20 protein-coding genes are annotated in these 18,599 nt (G+C 69.9%); 6 read left to right on the top strand and 14 right to left on the bottom strand.

The features are described 5' to 3' along the window. Positions 1 to 153: 153 nt before the first annotated feature. Positions 154 to 1,200, bottom strand: coding sequence for a polyprenyl synthetase family protein (locus ABFX50_RS15820; protein WP_346147040.1), 1,047 nt, complete (start codon positions 1,198 to 1,200; stop codon positions 154 to 156). Positions 1,201 to 1,299: 99 nt separating this feature from the next. Between ABFX50_RS15820 and metF the strand changes: the two genes are divergently transcribed. Next, positions 1,300 to 2,220 carry a methylenetetrahydrofolate reductase [NAD(P)H] gene (gene metF, locus ABFX50_RS15815; protein ID WP_183658922.1) on the top strand — a complete coding sequence of 307 codons (921 nt, stop codon included), beginning with the start codon at positions 1,300 to 1,302 and terminating at the stop codon, positions 2,218 to 2,220. Between the two features lie 125 nt (positions 2,221 to 2,345). Here metF and ABFX50_RS15810 read toward each other — a convergent pair whose 3' ends face one another. After that, on the bottom strand, positions 2,346 to 2,891 hold the full coding sequence (locus ABFX50_RS15810; RefSeq protein WP_346147038.1) for a GNAT family N-acetyltransferase: 546 nt from the start codon (positions 2,889 to 2,891) through the stop codon (positions 2,346 to 2,348). Then, positions 2,888 to 3,364: a YbaK/EbsC family protein gene (locus tag ABFX50_RS15805; protein WP_346147036.1), complete on the bottom strand. Its 477-nt coding sequence runs from the start codon at positions 3,362 to 3,364 to the stop codon at positions 2,888 to 2,890. Before ABFX50_RS15805 ends, ABFX50_RS15810 begins: the two co-directional genes overlap by 4 nt. A 98-nt stretch (positions 3,365 to 3,462) precedes the next feature. Here ABFX50_RS15805 and ABFX50_RS15800 point away from each other — a divergent pair, with 98 nt between their 5' ends. Continuing rightward, a complete protein-coding gene (locus tag ABFX50_RS15800; RefSeq protein ID WP_346147034.1) occupies positions 3,463 to 4,290 on the top strand; it encodes a L,D-transpeptidase family protein in 828 nt (275 codons plus the stop codon). 189 nt (positions 4,291 to 4,479) lie between these two features. Here ABFX50_RS15800 and ABFX50_RS15795 read toward each other — a convergent pair whose 3' ends face one another. Both ABFX50_RS15795 and ABFX50_RS15790 read right to left on the bottom strand, forming a co-directional pair. Beyond that, complete coding sequence (locus tag ABFX50_RS15795) at positions 4,480 to 5,463, bottom strand: aldo/keto reductase (protein ID WP_346147032.1); 984 nt, start codon at positions 5,461 to 5,463, stop codon at positions 4,480 to 4,482. A gap of 341 nt (positions 5,464 to 5,804) precedes the next feature. Then, complete coding sequence (locus tag ABFX50_RS15790; protein WP_346147031.1) at positions 5,805 to 6,419, bottom strand: TetR/AcrR family transcriptional regulator; 615 nt, start codon at positions 6,417 to 6,419, stop codon at positions 5,805 to 5,807. 82 nt (positions 6,420 to 6,501) lie between these two features. On the opposite strand from ABFX50_RS15790, the gene ABFX50_RS15785 reads away from it, so the two are divergent. The 3 genes from ABFX50_RS15785 to ABFX50_RS15775 all read left to right on the top strand — a co-directional run bounded on the left by ABFX50_RS15785 (position 6,502) and on the right by ABFX50_RS15775 (position 8,615). Further along, complete coding sequence (locus ABFX50_RS15785) at positions 6,502 to 7,665, top strand: cytochrome P450 (protein WP_346147029.1); 1,164 nt, start codon at positions 6,502 to 6,504, stop codon at positions 7,663 to 7,665. Next, positions 7,662 to 7,853, top strand: a complete 192-nt coding sequence (locus ABFX50_RS15780; RefSeq protein ID WP_346147027.1) for a ferredoxin — start codon at positions 7,662 to 7,664, stop codon at positions 7,851 to 7,853. Before ABFX50_RS15785 ends, ABFX50_RS15780 begins: the two co-directional genes overlap by 4 nt. Before the next feature lie 315 nt (positions 7,854 to 8,168). Beyond that, positions 8,169 to 8,615 (top strand): SAV_6107 family HEPN domain-containing protein, encoded by a 447-nt coding sequence (locus tag ABFX50_RS15775; RefSeq protein WP_183658939.1) that lies wholly within the window; start codon positions 8,169 to 8,171, stop codon positions 8,613 to 8,615. Positions 8,616 to 8,810: 195 nt separating this feature from the next. On the opposite strand, the gene ABFX50_RS15770 is transcribed toward ABFX50_RS15775, so the two are convergent. Further along, a complete protein-coding gene (locus ABFX50_RS15770) occupies positions 8,811 to 9,209 on the bottom strand; it encodes a MerR family DNA-binding protein (protein ID WP_346147025.1) in 399 nt (132 codons plus the stop codon). 83 nt (positions 9,210 to 9,292) lie between these two features. On the opposite strand from ABFX50_RS15770, the gene ABFX50_RS15765 reads away from it, so the two are divergent. Then, complete coding sequence (locus ABFX50_RS15765) at positions 9,293 to 10,075, top strand: MBL fold metallo-hydrolase (RefSeq protein WP_346147023.1); 783 nt, start codon at positions 9,293 to 9,295, stop codon at positions 10,073 to 10,075. Between the two features lie 153 nt (positions 10,076 to 10,228). Here ABFX50_RS15765 and bldD read toward each other — a convergent pair whose 3' ends face one another. The 8 genes from bldD to ABFX50_RS15725 form a co-directional block, all read right to left on the bottom strand. Beyond that, positions 10,229 to 10,723: a transcriptional regulator BldD gene (bldD, locus tag ABFX50_RS15760; RefSeq protein ID WP_026214021.1), complete on the bottom strand. Its 495-nt coding sequence runs from the start codon at positions 10,721 to 10,723 to the stop codon at positions 10,229 to 10,231. A 265-nt stretch (positions 10,724 to 10,988) separates the two neighbouring features. Next, complete coding sequence (locus ABFX50_RS15755) at positions 10,989 to 11,873, bottom strand: universal stress protein (protein ID WP_346147021.1); 885 nt, start codon at positions 11,871 to 11,873, stop codon at positions 10,989 to 10,991. Next, the gene (locus ABFX50_RS15750) at positions 11,870 to 13,294 is read right to left on the bottom strand and encodes an amino acid permease (RefSeq protein WP_346147019.1); all 1,425 of its coding nucleotides are present in this window, start codon (positions 13,292 to 13,294) and stop codon (positions 11,870 to 11,872) included. Before ABFX50_RS15750 ends, ABFX50_RS15755 begins: the two co-directional genes overlap by 4 nt. 11 nt (positions 13,295 to 13,305) lie before the next feature. Then, entirely contained in the window at positions 13,306 to 14,241 is a 936-nt protein-coding gene (gene arcC, locus ABFX50_RS15745) for a carbamate kinase (protein ID WP_346147017.1), read from the bottom strand. 149 nt (positions 14,242 to 14,390) lie between these two features. Next, on the bottom strand, positions 14,391 to 15,395 hold the full coding sequence (gene argF, locus ABFX50_RS15740) for an ornithine carbamoyltransferase (protein ID WP_346147015.1): 1,005 nt from the start codon (positions 15,393 to 15,395) through the stop codon (positions 14,391 to 14,393). 2 nt (positions 15,396 to 15,397) lie between these two features. After that, on the bottom strand, positions 15,398 to 16,627 hold the full coding sequence (locus ABFX50_RS15735; protein ID WP_183658951.1) for an arginine deiminase: 1,230 nt from the start codon (positions 16,625 to 16,627) through the stop codon (positions 15,398 to 15,400). A 16-nt stretch (positions 16,628 to 16,643) separates the two neighbouring features. After that, the gene (locus ABFX50_RS15730) at positions 16,644 to 18,041 is read right to left on the bottom strand and encodes an amino acid permease (RefSeq protein WP_346147014.1); all 1,398 of its coding nucleotides are present in this window, start codon (positions 18,039 to 18,041) and stop codon (positions 16,644 to 16,646) included. A gap of 79 nt (positions 18,042 to 18,120) precedes the next feature. After that, positions 18,121 to 18,342 carry a DUF3040 domain-containing protein gene (locus tag ABFX50_RS15725; protein WP_183658955.1) on the bottom strand — a complete coding sequence of 74 codons (222 nt, stop codon included), beginning with the start codon at positions 18,340 to 18,342 and terminating at the stop codon, positions 18,121 to 18,123. Positions 18,343 to 18,599: the final 257 nt, after the last annotated feature.

Below are 18,599 nucleotides of genomic sequence, written 5' to 3'. Positions count from 1 at the left end.
CGGGGCGTGCGGGTCGCGCCGGCGATCACGCGTGGGCGGCCGGAGAACTCACGGCCGGCATGCGCCGCCGACCCGCGTCGAGCGAGCCGCGTCCGGGGGAGGGCCCGGGCGGGCGGTCGTGTCCAGGGGAGGGGCCGAGGACTCAGCCGCGGGTCAGGTCTTGCGGGAGGTGGCGGCCACCGCGAGGTCGGCCAGCGCGGAGCGCGCCTCGGTGGTGATCGGGGCGTCGTCCAGCGAGGCGAGCGACTCCTCCAGATACCTGGCGATCATCTCCTCGCACTCGTCCAGCGCGCCGCTCGCCTCGATGACGCCGCGCAGCTTGTCCACCCCCTCCGCGTCGAGGCCGGGGTCGCCGAGCAGCCGCCGCACGGTCGCCGCGTCCTCGGGGGTGGCCGCGGCCAGGGTGCGGGCGATGAGCATCGTGCGCTTGCCCTCGCGCAGGTCGTCGCCCGCGGGCTTGCCGGTCTCCACCGGGTCGCCGAACACCCCGAGGATGTCGTCGCGCAGCTGGAAGGCGATGCCGACGCGGTTGCCGTACTCGACGCACAGCTCCTCGATCCACGGCGCGCCGCCGCCTGCGGCCAGCGTGAGGCCGAGCCTGAGGGGCTGCTCCACGGAGTACTTGCCGCTCTTGTAGAGCGCCACCCGCAGCGCGGACTCGAAGGTGTTCTCGCCGTGCGCCTGCTCCAGCAGGTCGAGGTACTGCCCGCACATCAGCTCGGTGCGCATGTGGTCGTGGAAGGGCTGGGTGGCCTCCAGGTTCGGCAGGCCGCTCGAGCGCCACATCTCACCGGACCAGATCAGCAGCAGGTTGCCCAGCAGGACCGCCGCGCCCTCGCCGAACTGCTCGGCCGAGCCGTACCAGTCGCTCTTCTCGTGCAGGCGCTGGAAGCGGCGGTGCGCGGAGGGCATGCCCCTGCGCAGGTCGCTCTTGTCCATCACGTCGTCGTGCACCAGCGCGCTGGCCTGCAGCAGCTCGAGCGAGGCCGCGGCCACGAAGATGCCGGGCTCGTCGCCGCCTCCCGCCGCTCGCCAGCCCCAGTAGCAGAAGGCGGGACGCAGTCGCTTGCCACCCGAGAGCAGTTCCCTGGCCGCGTTGAGCAACGGTGCGAGATCCGGGCCGTTGACGATGGGACGTTGCCGGTCGAGGAACTCACCGAGGGACCGATCCACCTCGGTGCGGAGGGTGTCCATGCTCATGTCAATGAGAGTAACGGGCTGTAGCTGGGGTTTCGATCTCCCGCCTCCGTCATATGGACGTTGCCGCACCGCCCGCCTTCGTACCGGTAGCCTTGGATTATGGCTCTGGGTCGACCCTCCGTCCTTCCCGATCGCGTCCCCACCGTCCGCGATCTGCTCGCCTCCGGCGGCCGCTCCTTCTCCTTCGAGTTCTTCCCTCCGAAGAACGAGGAGGGCGAGCGCCAGCTCTGGCGATCCATCAGGGAGCTCGAGGCGCTGCGCCCGACCTTCGTCTCCGTCACCTACGGTGCGGGCGGATCCACCCGTGACCGCACCGTCGACATCGTCGAGCGGATCGCGCACGAGACCACGCTCACGCCCGTGGCCCACTTCACCGCGGTCAACCACTCCATCCGCGAGCTGCGCCACCTGGTCGGCCGCTTCGCCGACGCGGGCGTGCGCAACATCCTGGCCGTGCGCGGCGACCCGCCAGGCGACCCCAACGGCGAGTGGGTCAAGCACCCCGAGGGCGTCCTCTACGCCGAGGACCTGGTCAGGCTGATCAGGCAGGCGGGCGACTTCTGCGTCGGCGTCGCCGCCTTCCCCTACAAGCACCCTCGCTCGCCCTCCATCGAGGCCGACACCGACTACTTCGTCAGGAAGTGCAGGGCGGGCGCCGACTACGCGATCACCCAGATGTTCTTCCAGGCCGACGACTACCTCCGCCTGCGCGACAGGGTGGCCGCCCAGGGCTGTGAGACGCCGATCATCCCGTGCATCATGCCGGTCACCAGGATGAGCACGATCGCCAGGTCGGAGCAGCTGTCGGGGGCGCCGTTCCCTCCCGACGTCGCCGCCCGCTTCGAGGCCGTCGCCGACGACCCCGCCGCGGTGCGCCGCCTGGGCATCGACCACGGCGCCGAGCTGTGCCAGCGGCTGCTCGACGAGGGCGCACCCGGCATCCACTTCATCACCTTCAACCGCTCCAGCGCGACGCGTGAGGTCTTCCAGCTCCTGCACCCCGCCGCGCTGACCGTCTGACCGTCTGACCGCGAGAGCGTCCCGTACGGCACGCACGCCCGCTGGCAACCGGCAGGCGTCCCGTACGGCACGCACGCCGGCACGCACGCCGGCAGGCAAAGCCCGGCAGGCCTGCCGGGCGGCGCTCAGCGGAGCGGCAGGACCGCGCCCGCGATCGCGTAGTGCTCATAGCCGCCGGGGAAGACGAACTGCGTGAGCAGGTCGGTGAAGCCGAGGCTGCGGTAGAGGTGGCGGGCGGCGGTCGGGTGGTCGTGGGTCGACAGCACCGCCGAGCGCTCGGGACGTCCCTCGCACAGTGCGAGGACCAGCGCCCTGCCGATGCCCTTGCCCTGGTAGTCGGGGTGCACGTGGACCTCGGCCAGCTCCAGTGAGTCGCCCAGCCACGCCTCGGCCACCTCGGTGCCCGACCTCTCCTGGAGCGCCCGGTAGACCACGTCGTGCCACCACTGCCCCGGCAGGCCGTGGAAGCCGTAGGCGAAGCCCGCCGTCGTGCCGTCGGGCAGCTCGGCGAACAGGCAGCGGAAGTCCGGATGGGCTCCGTGCCCACGCATGATCGCCTGCCGCCCGGTGATCTGCTCCTCAGGAGGGTGCATGGCGGCGGTGTAGATGCTCATCACCGTCTCCAGACGGTCGGTGAACTCCGCAGGTCCCGTGCCGCGGATCTCGATCACTCGACCTCGACCACCGTGCCGCCGGTGATGCGCAGCAGTTCGTCGAAGGTGGTCGGGAAGACCGCGTGCGGGTGGCCGCCCGCGGCCCAGATCACCTCGTGCTTGCCCAGCCAGCTGTCGACCAGCGTGCGGATGGGCGCGGGGTGGCCGACGGGGCCGACGCCGCCGATGGGCTGCCCGGTGGCCGCGCGGACGAACTCGGGCGCAGCCCTGCGCACCTTCTCGGCGCCGACCGTGCGGGCGATCAGGTTCACGTCCACGTTGTGCGCGCCACTGGTCAGCACCAGTAGGGGAGCGCCGTCGGCCTCGAAGAGCATGCTCTTGACGATGGCGCCGACGTCCACGCCCACCGCGGCGGCCGCCTCGGCGGCGGTGCGCGCCGAGTCGGGCAGGACCACGATCTCACCTGTGGCACCCAGCTCACGCAGTGCCGATGCGACGCGGACGGCGTTGGGGTGCAACTTTTCGGGCATGCGCCCACTCTAAACAGATTGACCAACGGATTGCCGAGGCATGGTGGTGCGCTAGGGTCCGTTGATTCAATTGTTAATGATATGAGGGGATGGTTGGCATGTGGGCACGACGTCAGCTCGGTCTGGCCGCGCTCATGACGGCTGGGACCGTCATTCTCTCAGCGGGCGGCCCGGCGGCCGCCGCCGTGGACGTGCGGCCCGTGACGGGGGCCACGCAGGTCGCGTCCGTGAAGGCGGGCACGCCTGTGAAGGCGGGCGCGGCGGTGATGGCCGGCGCGGTCACCGCGCCTGACAAGCCGCTCAAGCTCGGCTCCAAGGGCTCGGCGGTCAAGTGGCTCCAGCAGCGCCTGAAGGACCTGCGTTACCTGCCAGGCAGGGTCGACGGCAGGTACGGCGGCAGCACGCTCGCCGCGGTGTGGGCCTTCCAGAAGGTCAACGGCATCAAGCCGAGCAGCACCGTCGGCAAGCGGACGTGGGCGGCGCTGGAGAGCCCGAAGAGCCCGAAGATCCTGGTGCCCGGCGGGAAGCCCACCAGGGCGGAGGTCAACCTGGCCAAGCAGGTCATGGTCCTCTACGTCGACGGCCAGGTGAAGCTCATCACCCACATCTCCTCGGGCAGCGGCGTGCCGTACTGCGAGACGGCCGTGTGGCAGGGCAAGTCGCAGCGCTTCTGCGGCTCGGCGACCACGCCGACGGGCAACTTCAAGACGACGTGGCGCGCCTCCGGCTGGCACAGGTCCTACCTGGGCCAGCTCTACAACCCGATCTTCTTCAACGGCGGCATCGCCTTCCACGGCGCGCTGTCGGTGCCGCTGTACCCCGCCTCGCACGGGTGTGTGCGGCTGCCGATGAACGTGGCGGGGGTGCTCCCTGGGCTCCTCGGCAAGGGCGTTCCCGTGCACGTCCGAGGCCGTTTCCAGCGATAGCTCCGCGCTGAGGCCGGCCCTCCGGGTCACGCCACGACGCCTCGGGCGCCCCGCGGCCAGGTGATCGTGGAAGCCGGCGGGGGCCGGAGGTGACCTGGCCGGGCGTGCGGGCACCGACGAGACGCACCGGCGGGCGCCCGAAGGGCAAGGCCCTGCGAGCGCCCGCCGAGGTGGAGCAGGCCGGTGCTCCTACGCGAGGACGTCCGCCTCCTTCGCGGCCCGGTCGAGCGCGGCCAGCTCGCCCTCGGTGAAGTCGAGCCTGTCGACTGCCGCGACGTTCGACTCCAGCTGGGCGGCGCTGGAGGCGCCCACCAGCACCGAGGTGACGCGCGGGTCGCGCAGCGCCCACGCCAGCGACATCTGCGCCACCGTCTGCCCCCGCTCGGCGGCGATGGAGCCGATCGCGCGGACGAAGCCGACCACCTCTGGCGTGACGTCGCTCCTGCCGAGGAAGCGGCCCTCGGCGGCGCGCGAGTCGTCGGGGATGCCGTCGAGGTAGCGGTCGGTCAGCAGGCCCTGCGCCAGCGGCGAGTAGACGACGCAGCCGATCCCCTCGCGCTCCAGCACGGGCAGCAGCTCCGCCTCGATGCCGCGCCTGATCATCGAGTAGCGGGGCTGGTGGACCAGGAGCGGCGTGCCCATCCCGCGCAGCAGGGCGGCGATCTCGGCCGTCGCCTCGGGGCTGAAGTTGGAGACGCCGACGTAGAGCGTCCTGCCGGTGCGGACCATGTGGTCGAGCGTGGCCGCCTGCTCCTCCAGCGGTGTCTCGGGGTCCTGCCTGTGCAGGTAGAAGATGTCGACGAAGTCGAGGCCGAGCCTGTCGAGGGAGCGGTCGAGCGTGGCCAGCAGGTGCTTGCGGGAGTTGCCCTTGCCGTACGGGCCGTCCCACATGGGGTTGCTGCCCTTGGTCGTGACCACGATGTGGTCGCGCAGCGAGCGCAGGTCACGCCGGTAGATCGCGCCGAAGGTGTGCTCGGCCGCGCCGAACGGCGGGCCGTAGCGGTCGGCCAAGTCGAAGTGGGTGATGCCGAGGTCGAGCGCCTTGTGCAGGATCTCCCGCTGGCTCTCCAGAGTTCTGCCGTCGCCGAAGTTGTGCCACAGCCCGAGGGAGATCGCGGGCAGCAGCAGCCCGCTGCGGCCACATCTGCGGTACGGCTGGCGATCGTGGTTCACATCGTTCCTATCCGGGTCGGTTGCCTCCCGCGATGCCGGTCAGGGGTGACATCACGGACAAAGGGTGTCTTACACCACGGAGGAGAGGATCACGATCGGCGGCATGGGGGCCAGTGCCTCTGTCGTCCGCTGGAGGCGCGGCGGGCGTCTGGACCGGCCTGACCACTCGAGGGTCGCCGCCCTTCTCCAGGGAAGGCCGGGGCGCGGTCGCGCCGGCTGCTGTCGTGGGTCCAGTGGGCCTTCACATCCACGCAGGGCAGTCGTCAGGCGGCCGGGCCATTCGAGTGGCCGGAGGCCGTATCAGGAGCTCCAGGAAGCCCTGAGGGCTCCTGGCGGGTCTGTCAGGGCGTGCGGCCGAGCGGCCGGAGACCTCCCGCGGCGATCTCCGCCGCCCTGCGCGCCGCCGTCCACGCCTGTTCGGGAGTCTCGCCCCTCGTCAGGCTCATGACGGCCGCCAGCTTCGCCGCTCCCACCAAGGAGCCGACGGCGGCCGCGGCCGTCACGGGGTCCACCTCGTCGGGGTAGGCCGAGCACAACGCCTCGGCCAGCCGCCGCTGGCTGTCGAACAGCAGGTGGAGCGCCCTGGCCTGGAGCGCGGGCACGGCCGTCATCAGGTGGAAGCGCTCGGTGGCGAGCCTGCCCGTGAGGTCGTCCTCCCACCGTGCGCCCGCCTCCACCACCCGCGCCAGCAGGGCGGCGACCGACTCGCCCGGCAGTCGTCCGCCGATCATGGCCAGGGCCTCGCGCAGGCGGTCGTCGGCGTCGAAGAAGACCACGTCCTCCTTGCCCGCGAAGTAGCTGAAGAACGTGCGCGTCGAGACGTCCGCCGAGGCGGCGATCTCGGCCAGCGTGGTCTGCTCGTAGCCCTTCTGCGTGAACAGCCGCATCGCGCCCTCCACCAGCGCGCGTCTGGTGCGGGCCTTCTTACGTGCTCGAAGTCCCGTTTCGACCTTCATGCAACCAAGATACTGCACTGATTGAAACTTTGCATCCGATGATGTTTTCTGGGAGGGAGTCGATCTCACGAAGGAGTGCGGTATGACCTACCCGATGAGCCGGCAGCGCAGGCTCGATCCGCCGGACGAGTTGTTCGACGATCCTGCGCCCGTGCGGCCGCTGACGTTCGCGGACGGGCACGTCGGCTGGCTGGTGCGCGGGCACGCGGCCGGCCGTGCCGTACTGTCCGACCCGAGGTTCAGCACCGAGCCCGATCTCCAGCATCCGCTCGTCGCCTCCAGGCACCTGCCGAAGGGGCGCGTGCCGCCGGGCTTCTTCCTCCGCATGGACGCGCCCGATCACACGCACTACCGGCGGCTGCTCACCGGGCATTTCACCGTGCGCAGGATGAACCAGCTTCAGCCTCGCATCGAGGAGATCGCCGCGACCTGCCTCGACGACATGGAGCGCGCGGGGCCGCCCGCCGACCTGGTGCGCGACTTCGCGCTGCCGATCCCTTCGCTGGTCATCTGCGAGCTGCTCGGCGTGCCGTACGAGGACAGGGAGAACTTCCAGAGCGAGTCGGCAAGGCTGCTGCGGCTGGACAGCTCTCCGGGAGAGATGGAGTCGGCGGTCGACGACCTGGTCAAGTACTTCCACACGCTCATCGCCCGCAAGCGCGTCGAGCCCGCCAACGACCTGCTCACCGGGCTGATCGGCGGCGGGGAGCTGGAGGACGACGAGATCGCGGGCATGGGCTTCCTGCTGCTGGTGGCGGGGCACGAGACGACCGCCAACATGCTCGCGCTCGGCACGTTCGCGCTGCTGGAACACCCCGAGCAGCTCGCGCTCGTCCGCGACGACCCCGCCGTGATCGACAACGCGGTGGAGGAGCTGCTCCGCTACCTGTCGATCATCCATGTCGGCCCCACGAGGACCGCCGTCGAGGACGTCGTCATCGAGGGCACGACCATCAGGGCAGGGGAGTGCGTCGCGCTGTCCATCCCGGCCGCCAACCGCGATCCCTCCCGCTTCGCCGACCCCTGCGCGCTGGACGTACGGCAGCCGGCGGGCAGCCACCTGTCCTTCGGCCACGGGATCCACCAGTGCCTCGGCCAGCAGCTGGCCAGGATCGAGATGCGGGTCGCCTACCCCGCGCTGCTGCGGCGCTTCCCCTCGCTGCGGCTGGCGATCCCCGCCGAGGAGGTGCCGATGCGGGCGGACATGAGCATCTACGGCGTGCACAGCCTGCGGGTGACCTGGTGAGGGTCACTGCCGACACGGGGGTGTGCATCGGGGCCGGCATGTGCGCGCTGACCGTGCCGGCCGTGTTCGACCAGAGCGAGGAGGAGGGCCTGGTCGTGGTGCTCAGGAGCGAGGTGCCCGCAGGTCTGGAGCAGGCGGTCAGGCGGGCGCTCACCCTCTGCCCCTCGGGCGCGCTGGCGGCTGTTTGATCGAACCTGTGTTCGCGGAATCGGTTGACATCCTCGGTCATCGAAATTATGTTCGATGACGACGTGAGGCTCGCGGCTCACGTCGAAGGACCTGGTCGCGGGCGTCGCCACCCCCAGGCGGAGCCCGCGGTCGGGTCCCCCGGGCGAAGGGTGCGTCCTCGTCGTCGGCGGAGACGAGTGGGCGTGCCCTGGCCGGACGGGGAGAGGGGAAGCTCCTCGTCCGGCCGCCCGGCGGAAATGTCGGTGGGGTCTGCAACTGTTGACTTCATCGGCGCGAACGCCGGGAGCCGCCAAGACCCCTCAAAGGAGGCTGGCATGACGACACGGCTCAGTGACACGCACGGGCCCAGGCTGTCGCCTGCGGTCAGGGCACATCTCACCGATTCACGCGGCTGCCTGGCCGAGGCCGCGACGGCCCGCACCCCCGCGTCCCGATATGTGGCCGCCCACCTGGCGGCACTGCGCGCGGCGGCGGCGATCCTCGCCGCCCGTCCCCGTCCGATGGAGGGCCGCAGGCGGCGCCTGCGCAGCGCGTGGGAGCTGCTGCCCGAGGCCGAGCCCGAGCTCGCCGAGTGGGCAGGCTACTTCTCGATCAGCGCCGCCAAGCGTGCCGCCGCGGAGGCCGGCATGGTGCGCGGCGTGACCCTCGCCGACGCCGACGAGCTGCTGGCCGAGGCCGAGACGTTCGTCTCCACGGTCGAGCAGATCCTCGGCGTCCCCGGCCAGCCCGTGCTGCCGGTCACCATCCCCCTCGCCGGCTGACCCCGCACCCGTCGGCCCCGCCAGGGAGGCCGGCGTTCAGAGACCCGCTCGAACCGGCGCGATGATCTCGTCGGTGAGCCGGCGGGCCACGCCCTCCGGGTACGGCGTGGGCAGGCTCAGCACGATGTGCCTCATCCCCGCCTCCACCAACTCCCACACCGCCCCTGCGAGATCACGTCCGGCCTCCGAAAGAGGTCAGCTCGCGGGGTCGGGTGTCTCGCCGCGCACGACCTGTTTGAACTCGGGGCAGGACACCAGCGGGTCGTGGGTGCAGGAGGCCGCGTGGCGCAGGCTGTCGCGCATGCGGGTGAGCTGGGCGATGCGCCCGTCGAGCTCGTCGGCCTTCTGCGCCACGCGCTCGCGCAGCGCCGCGTCGGACGGCCTCGCGTGCAGCAGGGTGGCGATCTCGGTCAGGGTGAACCCCGCACGCCTGGCGCAGGCGATCAGCGCCAGGCGGCTGAGCGTCTCAGGCTCGTAGGCCCTTCTGATCCCGTTGCGGCCGACGGGGCTGATCAACCCCTTGCGCTCGTAGAACCGCAGCGCGGAGGCGGCCAGGCCGGACCGCTGCGCCACCTCGCCGATGTCGAGCAGCATCCGGGAACCTCCTTGACTTGAACCGCGCTTCAAGTAGCAGTGTAGGCCGCATGACAAGAGTTCACCATTTGAACCTGGGGTCCATGCGCGTCCTCGACCCCACCTACGAAGGCCTCGAGTCCGCGGCCGCTGTGTGCCACGCGCTGCTGGTCGAGACCGACGCGCACGGGCTGGTGCTGGTCGAGAGCGGGCTGGGCCTCGACTCCGTGGACAGGCCGGCAGAGGTCCTCGACCCCGAGTGGGTGGAGCTGGTCTCGCCGCGGCTCGACAGGGGCGAGACCGCGCTGAGCCGGGTGGCCGAGCTGGGCTACGACCCCGCCGACGTCCGGCACATCGTGCTGACCCATCTCGACGTCGATCACGCGGGCGGGCTTCCCGACTTCCCCGAGGCGCGGGTGCACGTCATGGCGGCGGAGTACGAGGCGGCGATGGCCGAGGGGCCGAGTCGCCGCTACCGTCCCGCGCACTGGGCGCACGGGCCGCGCTGGGAGACGTACGGCACGGGCCATGGCCAGGAGTGGTACGGCTTCGCGGGCGTCCAGGCGCTGCGCGAGCTGCCCGAGGAGTTCCTGCTGGTGCCGCTGGGCGGGCACACGGTCGGCCACGCGGCGGTCGCCGTACGGGCGGGGAAGGAGTGGCTCGTGCACGCGGGCGACGCCTACTTCTACCACCGGGAGCTGGACACGGGCAGCCCCGAGTCGCACCCGCTGCTGGACATCGTGCAGCTCGACTCGCAGGTCGACGCCGAGCTGCGGATCGCCAACCAGGGCAGGCTGCGGGAGCTGGCGAGCGAGCACGCGGACGAGGTGAGCGTCTTCTCCGCGCACGACCCGTGGGAGTTCGCCCGATTCACCCAGCGGGCCTGAGCCCCTGGACAGGTCCGCTGGGTGAATCGGGCGCTCGCCTGAAGTCCGGGGGCAGGCCCCTTACAGAGGCGAGCGGGCCTGAGACGCGGGGTGGACGGCGAAGGGGCGCCTCCGGAGATTCCGGAGGCGCCCCTTCGTCCGGGCGTGAGGGGGTCAGAAAGACTCGACGGCGCGGCGGGCCTCCGCGTCGAGCACGCCCCAGCTGATCAGCTCCTCGGTCAGCTCACTGGGCGACTTGTCGTAGATGACGGCAAGCGAGCGCAGGTCCTCCTGGCGGATGGACAGCACCTTGCCGTTGTAGTCGCCACGCTGGCTCTGGATGGTGGCCGCGTAGCGCGCCAGCGCCCCCGCCTTCTCCTTGGGCAGCGTCGCCAGGCGCTCAAGGTCGATCACAAGCTTCGGCGTCGGCCCGAGCGGGCTGGGCGCCGCGCCACCGGGCAGCAGCTCGGAGACCGGCACGCCGTAGAAGTCGGCAAGCTCGGCAAGCTTCTGCACCGTGACCGCTCTGTCGCCGCGTTCGTAGGAACCCACGACGACCGCCTTCCAGCGTCCGCGCGACTTCTCTTCGACTCCGTGCAGGGACAGCCCCTGCTGGGTGCGGATGGCGCGGAGTCGTGCACCCAGCGACTTGGCGTACTCAGACGGCATCGTGTGGCCCCCCGGCTCGTTATGTACAGCTCTCAGTAGATTGTGCTCCCTCGCGGCTTGTGCCTGGACCACCGGGGGGTTGACGCCCGAACGGGCACCTTCGGTAGCCGTGGCTTTGGGGTTTTACCCCAGAACGCCGCGAGGTGTGGTTACGGACAGTGACGGTAAAGCTGTGGGAGCCGAAGGTCAAGCTGATTGGAAAAAAGATGCCGAATCCGGTCCGGGAGGGTCCGCCTCAAACGTCACCCATGTCCCTTGAGTAACACTACTTCGTCAGTGTTTGCCGAGAACCGAACGGCTCTCGGGTGAGGACGAGCACCGGACGCGGCGCCGCCCTTATGATCTTGACCGATGTGTCCCCGAGGAAGACCCGCCGTAGCGGCCCCGACTCGCTGGAGGCGAGGATGATCAGTTCGCCCTTCCGCCATTCGGTCTCCGCCAACGCGGTCGTGACGTTCCTGCCCTCGAGCGTCTCCACCTCGACCTCACGGCGGCGGCCCTCGACGGCCCGTTCGAGGTCGGCCGTGGCCTGCTCGCGCAGGTTCCCGAGCATCTGCTGCTCGATCCTGGCCCTGTTCGCGCCCACCACCAGCGTGACCAGGCGCAGCGGCACGTCCAGCGCGGCGGCCACGCCGACCGCGACGCTGACCGCGGAGTCGCAGCCGGGCCCTCGCCGGTAGGCGACGGTCAGCCTGTCGACGCGCGAGGGCAGGTCCTCGGCGTAGCCCTTGGGCGTCAGCAGCACCGGCACGGGTGAGGCGTGCAGCAGCTGGTCGGCCGTGCTGCCGAGCGAGATGCGCCCCTTCGACCCGCGCGGGCCCGAGCCGATCACCACGGAGTCGACGTCGGAGGTGCGGGCCAGCTCCACGAGACCGCGTCCGCTGCCCCTGTTGAAGCGGGTGATGTAGTCCGCCTGCTCGCCCGCCACCTGGCGCGCCTGGTCGAACCCCGCTGTGGCCTGCTCCTTGAGATAGGCCCGCCACGCGCTCTCGTCGGCCCTGCCGGGGCCGGGCGAGGCCCACGGAGGGGGCTGGACGGTCGCGACCGTCAGCTTCGCCTCAGCCTGACGTGCCAGCAGGACGGCGAGCGCCAGCCCGTCATGGCCGCGGGAGTCGGGCAGGAAGCCGGCGAGGACATGTTCGATCTTCATCGGACGCTCCCTTCGTTGAGGCGCGAGTGGCCGAAGCCGTACAGGAAGTAGGCCACCAGGCCCACGCCGGTCCACAGCAGGAAGGCCACCCAGGTGACCCAGGCCAGCTCGTACATGAGGAGCACACAGAAGATCACGCCGAGGATCGGTGTGATCGGGAACAGCGGCGTGCGGAAGGTGCGCGGCAGGTCCGGCCTGGTACGGCGGAGCACGAGCACCCCGATGTTGACGATGGTGAAGGCGAACAGCGTGCCGATGCTGGTGGCCTCGGCCAGCTGCCCGAGCGGCACGAGCCCGGCCAGCACGGCGACGAACACGCACACGATGAGGGTGTTGGCGACCGGCACCTGGCGGCGCGGGTCGACGCGCTGGAAGACCTTGGGGATCAGCCCGTCGCGCGACATCGCGAACAGAATGCGGGTCTGGCCGTACAGGACGGTGATGACCACGCTGGCGATCGCGATGACCGCGCCGAAGGAGACGATGAGCCCGGGCCAGGTGGCACCGGTGGCCAGGTCGACGATGAGCGCGAGGCTGGCCTCGGTGGAGTCGGGGTCGAAGTCGGTCCACGGCATGGCGCCGATGGCCGCCAGCGCGACCAGGACGTAGATCACCGTGACGATGGCCAGCGAGAAGATGATCGCCAGCGGCAGGTCGCGCCTGGGGTTCTTGGCCTCCTCGCCCGCCGTGGACGCGGCGTCGAAGCCGATGTAGGAGAAGAAGACCTGGGCGGCGGCGGCGGTGACGCCGGCGACGCCCATGGGAGCGAAGTTGGCGAAGTTGCCCGACTGGAAGGCGGTGAAGGCCACCACGCAGAAGAAGGCGAGCACCGCGACCTTGATCAGCACGAAGATCGAGTTCGCCGTGGCCGACTCCGAGGCGCCGCGCAGCAGCAGCCAGGTGGCCAGCACCACGATGAGGATGGCGGTCAGGTTGACCACGCCGCCCTGGTCGCCGGGGGAGTGGGTGATCGCCGCCGGCAGCGTCCAGCCGAAGGCGCCCTGGAGGAAGGTGTTGAGGTACTCGCCCCAGCCCACGGCGACGGCCGCCACCGAGACCGCGTACTCCAGCATGAGGCACCACCCGCACACCCACGCGACGATCTCGCCGAGCGTGGCGTAGGCGTAGGAGTAGGACGAGCCGGACACCGGGATCGTCCCCGCGAGCTCGGCGTAGGACAGCGCGGAGAACAGCGCGGTGACGGCGGCCAGCACGAAGGCCAGCACGACCGCGGGCCCCGCCTTCGGGACGGCCTGGCCGAGGATGACGAAGATCCCCGTGCCCAGTGTGGCGCCGACGCTGAACAGCGTCAGCTGCCACAGGGACATGGTGCGGCGCAGTTCGCCGCCCTCTCCGTGTCCGCCCTCCGCCACGATCTGGTCGGTGGGCTTGGTGCGGAACAGCCGTTCGACGAGCGCCACGCGGAGCCTCCTTACAGGGTGCTGGACAACGGCCAGGTGGCGTTCGGAGTGATGATCGTCCCCGCCGTGCCCTCCAGGATCGACATGGCCTCGTCGAGCTTGCCGATCGCGGCCATGTCGCCCGTGGTCTCCACGAACCTGCAGACCGCCTCCACCTTCGGCCCCATGGAGCCCTCGGGGAAGTCGATCGAGCGCAGTTCGTGCGGAGTGGTGTGACTGATCTCGCTCTGCAGGGGCGTGCCGAAGTCCCTCATGACGCGCGGGACGTCGGTGAGGATCAGGAACGCGTCGCACTCCAGCGACTCGGCCAGCAACGAGCCGGTCAGGTCCTTGTCGATGACGGCCTCCACGCCCGACAGCCGGCCGTTCTCGTCGCGGATGACGGGGATGCCGCCGCCTCCCGCGCACACCACCGTGACGCCGTCGCGCACCAGCTTGCGGATCAGCCTGGTCTCGACCACGCGCTGCGGCTTGGGCGAGGGGACGACGCGGCGCCAGTACTGGCCGTCGGGCTTGACCGTCCAGCCGTACTCCTCGGCCAGCTTCCGCGCCTCCTCCTCGTCGTAGACCTCGCCGACGAACTTGGTCGGGTCGTCGAAGGCGGGGTCGACCGCCGACACCAGGGTCTGCGAGACGATCGAGATCACCTGACGGCCAGGCAGGGCGTTCTGCAGCGCCTGCAGCATCCAGTAGCCGATCATGCCCTGCGTCTCGGCGACCAGGGTGTCGAACGGGTAGGGCTTGGTCAGGTGGGGGTCCGACGTGCTCTCCAGCGCCAGCACGCCCACCTGCGGGCCGTTCCCGTGCGTGATGATCAGCTCGTGCCGCTCGGCGACCTTCGACAGCGTCTTGAGCGCCACGGCCACGTTCGCCCGCTGCGTGTCGGCGTCCGGCTTCTCGCCGCGCTTCATGAGCGCGTTGCCCCCGAGGGCGACCAGTACCCGCATCGCTCAGTCTCCGAGGGTGGCGAGGTGTGCAGGTGCCTTGATGGTGTTCGCCCGGAGGGCGCGGTAGGTGCGCATGTCAGTCTCCGAGGGTTGCGAGGTGTGCACGTGCCTTGATGGTGTTCGCCCGGAGGGCGCGGTGGCTGCGCATGTCAGTCTCCGAGGGTCGCGACCATGACGGCCTTGATGGTGTGCAGGCGGTTCTCGGCCTCGTCGAAGACGATGGAGCGTGGTGACTCGAAGACGCTCTCGGTGATCTCCAGGGCGTCCAGCCCGGTCTTCTCGTAGATGTCCTCGCCGACCTTCGTCTCCCTGTTGTGGAAGGCGGGCAGGCAGTGCATCACCTTGACCTTGGCGTTCCCCGTGGCCTTCACGACCTTGTCGTTGATCTGGTACGGCTTCAGCAGCGTGATCCGCTCGTCCCAGACCTCCTTCGGCTCGCCCATCGACACCCACACGTCGGTGTAGAGGTAGTCGACGCCCCTGACCCCCTTGCCCACGTCGTCGGTGATCGTCACCGTCGCGCCGGTCTGCTTGGCCAGGTCCTTGGCGGGCTTGACGACCAGCTTGGGGTCGGGCTGCAGCGCCTTGGGCGCCACCAGGCGCACGTCCATGCCGAACATCGCCCCGGTGACCAGCAGCGAGTTGCCCATGTTGTTGCGGGCGTCGCCGAGGTAGGCGAAGGAGATCTCGTGCAGCGGCTTGTCGCTGTGCTCCTGCATGGTCAGCATGTCGGCCAGCATCTGCGTCGGGTGCCACTCGTCGGTCAGGCCGTTCCACACCGGCACGCCCGAGTAGGCGGCCAGCTCCTCGACGTACTCCTGCCTGGAGCCGCGGTACTCGATGGCGTCGAACATCCTGCCGAGCACGCGCGCGGTGTCCTTGACCGACTCCTTGTGGCCCATCTGTGAGCCGCTCGGGTCGAGGTAGGTGACGTGCGCGCCCTGGTCGTGGGCGGCGACCTCGAAGGCGCAGCGGGTGCGCGTGGAGGTCTTCTCGAAGATGAGCGCGATGTTCTTGCCCTTGAGCCGCTGCCGCTCGACGCCGGCGTACTTGGCCTGCTTGAGGTCGGCCGACAGCCTGAGCAGGAAGGCGAACTCCTCGGGCGTGAAGTCGAGCTCCTTCAGGAAGCTCCTGTTGCGGAGGTTGAAGCCCATGGTCAGATGCCCTCCCTCTCGAGCGGGCAGCTCATGCAGCGAGGGCCGCCCCTGCCGCGGCCGAGCTCGCTGCCGCGGATGGTGATGACCTCGATGCCGTTGTCGCGCAGGAAGTTGTTCGTGGTGGTGTTGCGCTCGTAGGCGACGACGACGCCGGGCTCGACGGCCAGCACGTTGCAGCCGTCGTCCCATTGCTCCCGCTCGGCGGCGTAGACGTCCTGCGTGGCGGTCAGCACCTTGATGTCGTCGAGGTCGAGTGACCTGGCGATCGCCTTGTGCATGTCCTCGGCGGGGTGGTCGGTGACCTTGAGCTCCTTCTCGTTGTCACCGGGCTCGATGGTGTACGAGGGCAGCATGCCGAGGCCGGCGTACTTGGTGAACACGCCGACGTCGACCATGGTCATGACGGTGTCGAGGTGCATGAAGGCGCGCGCCTTCGGCATGTTGAGCGCCACGATCTTCTTGGCCGCGCCCTTGGCGAACAGGTTGCGCGCGAGCATCTCCACCGCCTGCGGCTGGGTGCGCTCGCTCATGCCGATCAGCACCGAGCCGCGCCCGATGACCAGGACGTCGCCGCCCTCCATGGTGGCGGGCGCGACCTTGGTGCCGGGCATCCACACCTCGAACCTGCCGGCCTCGGCCGCGAAGATCGGGTGGTAGGTGTAGATCGCCTCGAAGTTGACCGTCTCGGCCTGCCTGGCCTTCTTCTTCATCGCGTTGATGGACACCCCGCCGTAGATCCAGCAGGAGGTGTCGCGGGTGAACAGGTGGTTGGGCAGCGGCGGCAGGACGAAGTCGTGGTCGTCGAGCACGTGGAAGGCGACGCTCTTGGGGTCGGCGCCCCGCTCCATGATCTCGGCCTTGGTGATGCCGCCGGTGAGGAACTGCTGCAGGTCCCTGGAAGGGAGCGCGTCGAGCGTGTTGCGGACGGCGTCGGTGGCCAGCGGGCCGTGCCAGCGCTCGTCGACGACGTGGTCGAGGATGTGCTTGCGCGCCTCGGGGATGTCGAGCGTCTCCCGCAGCAGGTCGGCCAGCATGTAGACGGTGATGCCCCGGTCCCTGAGGGTCTGCTGCCACTCCTCGTGCTCCTCGACCGCGCGCTGCACCCACAGCACGTCGTCGAAGAGGAAGGCGTCCTTGTTGGTCGGCGTGAGCCGCTTCAGCGCCAGTTCTGGCTTGTGCAGCAGGACCTTGGAGAGCTTGCCCACTTCGGAATCGACATGAAAGGTCATAACCAGTCTTCCTTTCCTAGACCTGCGGGCCGTACTCGCCTCGCTTGGCCTTCACCCAGATGTAGACGGGCACACCCACCAGGAGCATCAGCGTGCCGCCGAGGACCGCGTCGGCGCCGGAGCCGTACGCCATCCAGAACGCGAACACCAGCGCGATCACGCTGATGACGATGTCGCGCGTCAGCCGCCTCTTGTCGACCACGCGAGCCCCCGTGACCAGCCAGTACAGCTGGGCGGCGGCGGAGAAGAAGTAGGGGATGACGGTGGTGAAGGAGGCCAGCAGCACGATCGTGTTGAAGGCGTTCTCCGAGGCGTAGGCCACCAGCAGCATCACCGAGGTCAGGATCGTCCCCGCGAGGATGCCCGCGAGGGGCGCGCCGCGCCGCGACTCCCTGGCGAACATCGCGGGGAACATCCCGTCCCTGGCCGCGGCCATCGGCATCTCCGCCACCAGCATGGTCCAGCCGTTGAGCGCGCCGATGCCGGAGATGATGGCGCAGGCGGCCATGAGCACGCCCCCCGCCGAGCCGCCGAACATGTTGTTGAGCGCGTCGGCGAACGGCGCCGAGGACTCCAGCAGCCGCGCGTGCGGGACGGTGCCCATGACGGCGACGGTGCTCAGCATGTACAGGGCCGCGCAGGCGAGGACGCCGATGATGCTGGCCCTGCCGATGTTGCGGGCCGGGTCCTTGATCTTCTCGGCGGCGATGGAGACGCTCTCCACGCCGGAGTAGATGAACAGCGCGACCGCGCCGGCCAGGGACAGCGCCCCGACCCAGTTGCCGTCGGTGGCGTTGAAGGGGCCGAAGTTGGCGCCCTGGACGAAGAACAGGCCCACCACGGCGACGAACAGCAGCGGCGCGAACTTCAGGATCGTGGTGACCAGCTGGAAGGCCGCCATGTTCCTGGCGCCGAGCATGTTGACCACCGCGGGGATCCAGAGGCCGATCAGCGCGATGACGATCGCGGCGGCGGTGCCGCTCCAGTCGAGGCCGACGACCTGCTGGGCGAAGTACTGCACGTAGCCGACCCACGCCACCGCGATGGCGGCGTTGCCGATCCACGCCGTCAGCCAGAACGACCAGGCGTTCCAGAAACCGGCGAACTCGCCGAAGGCGTTGCGCGCGTAGGCATAGGGTCCGCCGCCGGCGGGAATCCTGGCGCCCAGCTTGCCGAAGACCATCGCCATCGCGATGGCGCCGACGGTCACCGCCGCCATCGCGACCAGGCTGACCGTGCCGAACGCTGCGAGGGAGGCGGGCAGCAGGAAGATGCCCGTGCCGACGACGTTGCCGATGACGAGCGCGACGGCCGAGCCGAGGCCGAGGCTGCGGCCATGGACGGGGACGATCCCCGCGATTTCGGATTCGGCGCTGTCGAGGCCGACGTCAGCCGGCCGTCGCGGTTCCCCCATAGCGCCCCCCGACGCAGAAATCCCCCGAGTCATACGACATCGGGTGACCTCCCCTACGCGGAGAGTGCCAAAACGCCGTTCAGGCCTGTGGCGAGCCGGAGAGGATCAGCACGACGGCGAACAGCGCGAGGCAGACCGCGATCAGGGCCGCGGGCCACGCGTCCCATCGACCAGCGATGCGCTCGGCCGTCACAGGGCCCTTGCCGTGCTCGGAGAAGCTGCGCGCGAGCGCCGGATCGTCCGCGGCGAACTGGCGCGCGATGCCGTCGAGGACCTGGCGCTCGCGCTCGGACAGGGCCATGCTGCAAACCTCCCCAAGAAAGACTTGGAGGAGTTTTTATCTCTTTTGTCCGCTTTTGCAAAATCGCTCAGTCGTGCTTCAGCGCACTCGGTGAGCCCAGGGGTGATCCCCGGCCGCCTCGCGTCGTCGGCCTGCCGGTCAGCCGCTCCACGAGCTCGTGGGCGTTCTCCGTGGCCGACCTCGTCGCCGTACGACGGGCGGCGTGACGCCGGAGTGGCCCCGGCGTATCGCTGCTGGTAGCTGCTGGTAATGTGACT

Source organism: Nonomuraea recticatena, assembly GCF_039533245.1.
In the GTDB taxonomy this organism is placed as follows: domain Bacteria; phylum Actinomycetota; class Actinomycetes; order Streptosporangiales; family Streptosporangiaceae; genus Nonomuraea; species Nonomuraea roseola.
Note: the sequence above shows the minus strand (reverse complement) of the source record. Positions and strands in the feature narration are given on the sequence as shown.

Bases quoted from the DNA above. Each gene is read 5' to 3' on its own strand.
- ABFX50_RS15820 (WP_346147040.1), bottom strand. From the start codon at position 1,200: ATGAGCATGGACACCCTCCGCACCGAGGTGGATCGGTCCCTCGGTGAG.
- metF (WP_183658922.1), top strand. From the start codon at position 1,300: ATGGCTCTGGGTCGACCCTCCGTCCTTCCCGATCGCGTCCCCACCGTC.
- ABFX50_RS15805 (WP_346147036.1), bottom strand. From the start codon at position 3,364: ATGCCCGAAAAGTTGCACCCCAACGCCGTCCGCGTCGCATCGGCACTG.
- ABFX50_RS15800 (WP_346147034.1), top strand. From the start codon at position 3,463: ATGTGGGCACGACGTCAGCTCGGTCTGGCCGCGCTCATGACGGCTGGG.
- ABFX50_RS15790 (WP_346147031.1), bottom strand. From the start codon at position 6,419: ATGAAGGTCGAAACGGGACTTCGAGCACGTAAGAAGGCCCGCACCAGA.
- ABFX50_RS15785 (WP_346147029.1), top strand. From the start codon at position 6,502: ATGACCTACCCGATGAGCCGGCAGCGCAGGCTCGATCCGCCGGACGAG.
- ABFX50_RS15775 (WP_183658939.1), top strand. From the start codon at position 8,169: ATGACGACACGGCTCAGTGACACGCACGGGCCCAGGCTGTCGCCTGCG.
- ABFX50_RS15770 (WP_346147025.1), bottom strand. From the start codon at position 9,209: ATGCTGCTCGACATCGGCGAGGTGGCGCAGCGGTCCGGCCTGGCCGCC.
- ABFX50_RS15765 (WP_346147023.1), top strand. From the start codon at position 9,293: ATGCGCGTCCTCGACCCCACCTACGAAGGCCTCGAGTCCGCGGCCGCT.
- bldD (WP_026214021.1), bottom strand. From the start codon at position 10,723: ATGCCGTCTGAGTACGCCAAGTCGCTGGGTGCACGACTCCGCGCCATC.
- ABFX50_RS15755 (WP_346147021.1), bottom strand. From the start codon at position 11,873: ATGAAGATCGAACATGTCCTCGCCGGCTTCCTGCCCGACTCCCGCGGC.
- arcC (WP_346147017.1), bottom strand. From the start codon at position 14,241: ATGCGGGTACTGGTCGCCCTCGGGGGCAACGCGCTCATGAAGCGCGGC.
- argF (WP_346147015.1), bottom strand. From the start codon at position 15,395: ATGGGCTTCAACCTCCGCAACAGGAGCTTCCTGAAGGAGCTCGACTTC.
- ABFX50_RS15735 (WP_183658951.1), bottom strand. From the start codon at position 16,627: ATGACCTTTCATGTCGATTCCGAAGTGGGCAAGCTCTCCAAGGTCCTG.
- ABFX50_RS15730 (WP_346147014.1), bottom strand. From the start codon at position 18,041: ATGGGGGAACCGCGACGGCCGGCTGACGTCGGCCTCGACAGCGCCGAA.
- ABFX50_RS15725 (WP_183658955.1), bottom strand. From the start codon at position 18,342: ATGGCCCTGTCCGAGCGCGAGCGCCAGGTCCTCGACGGCATCGCGCGC.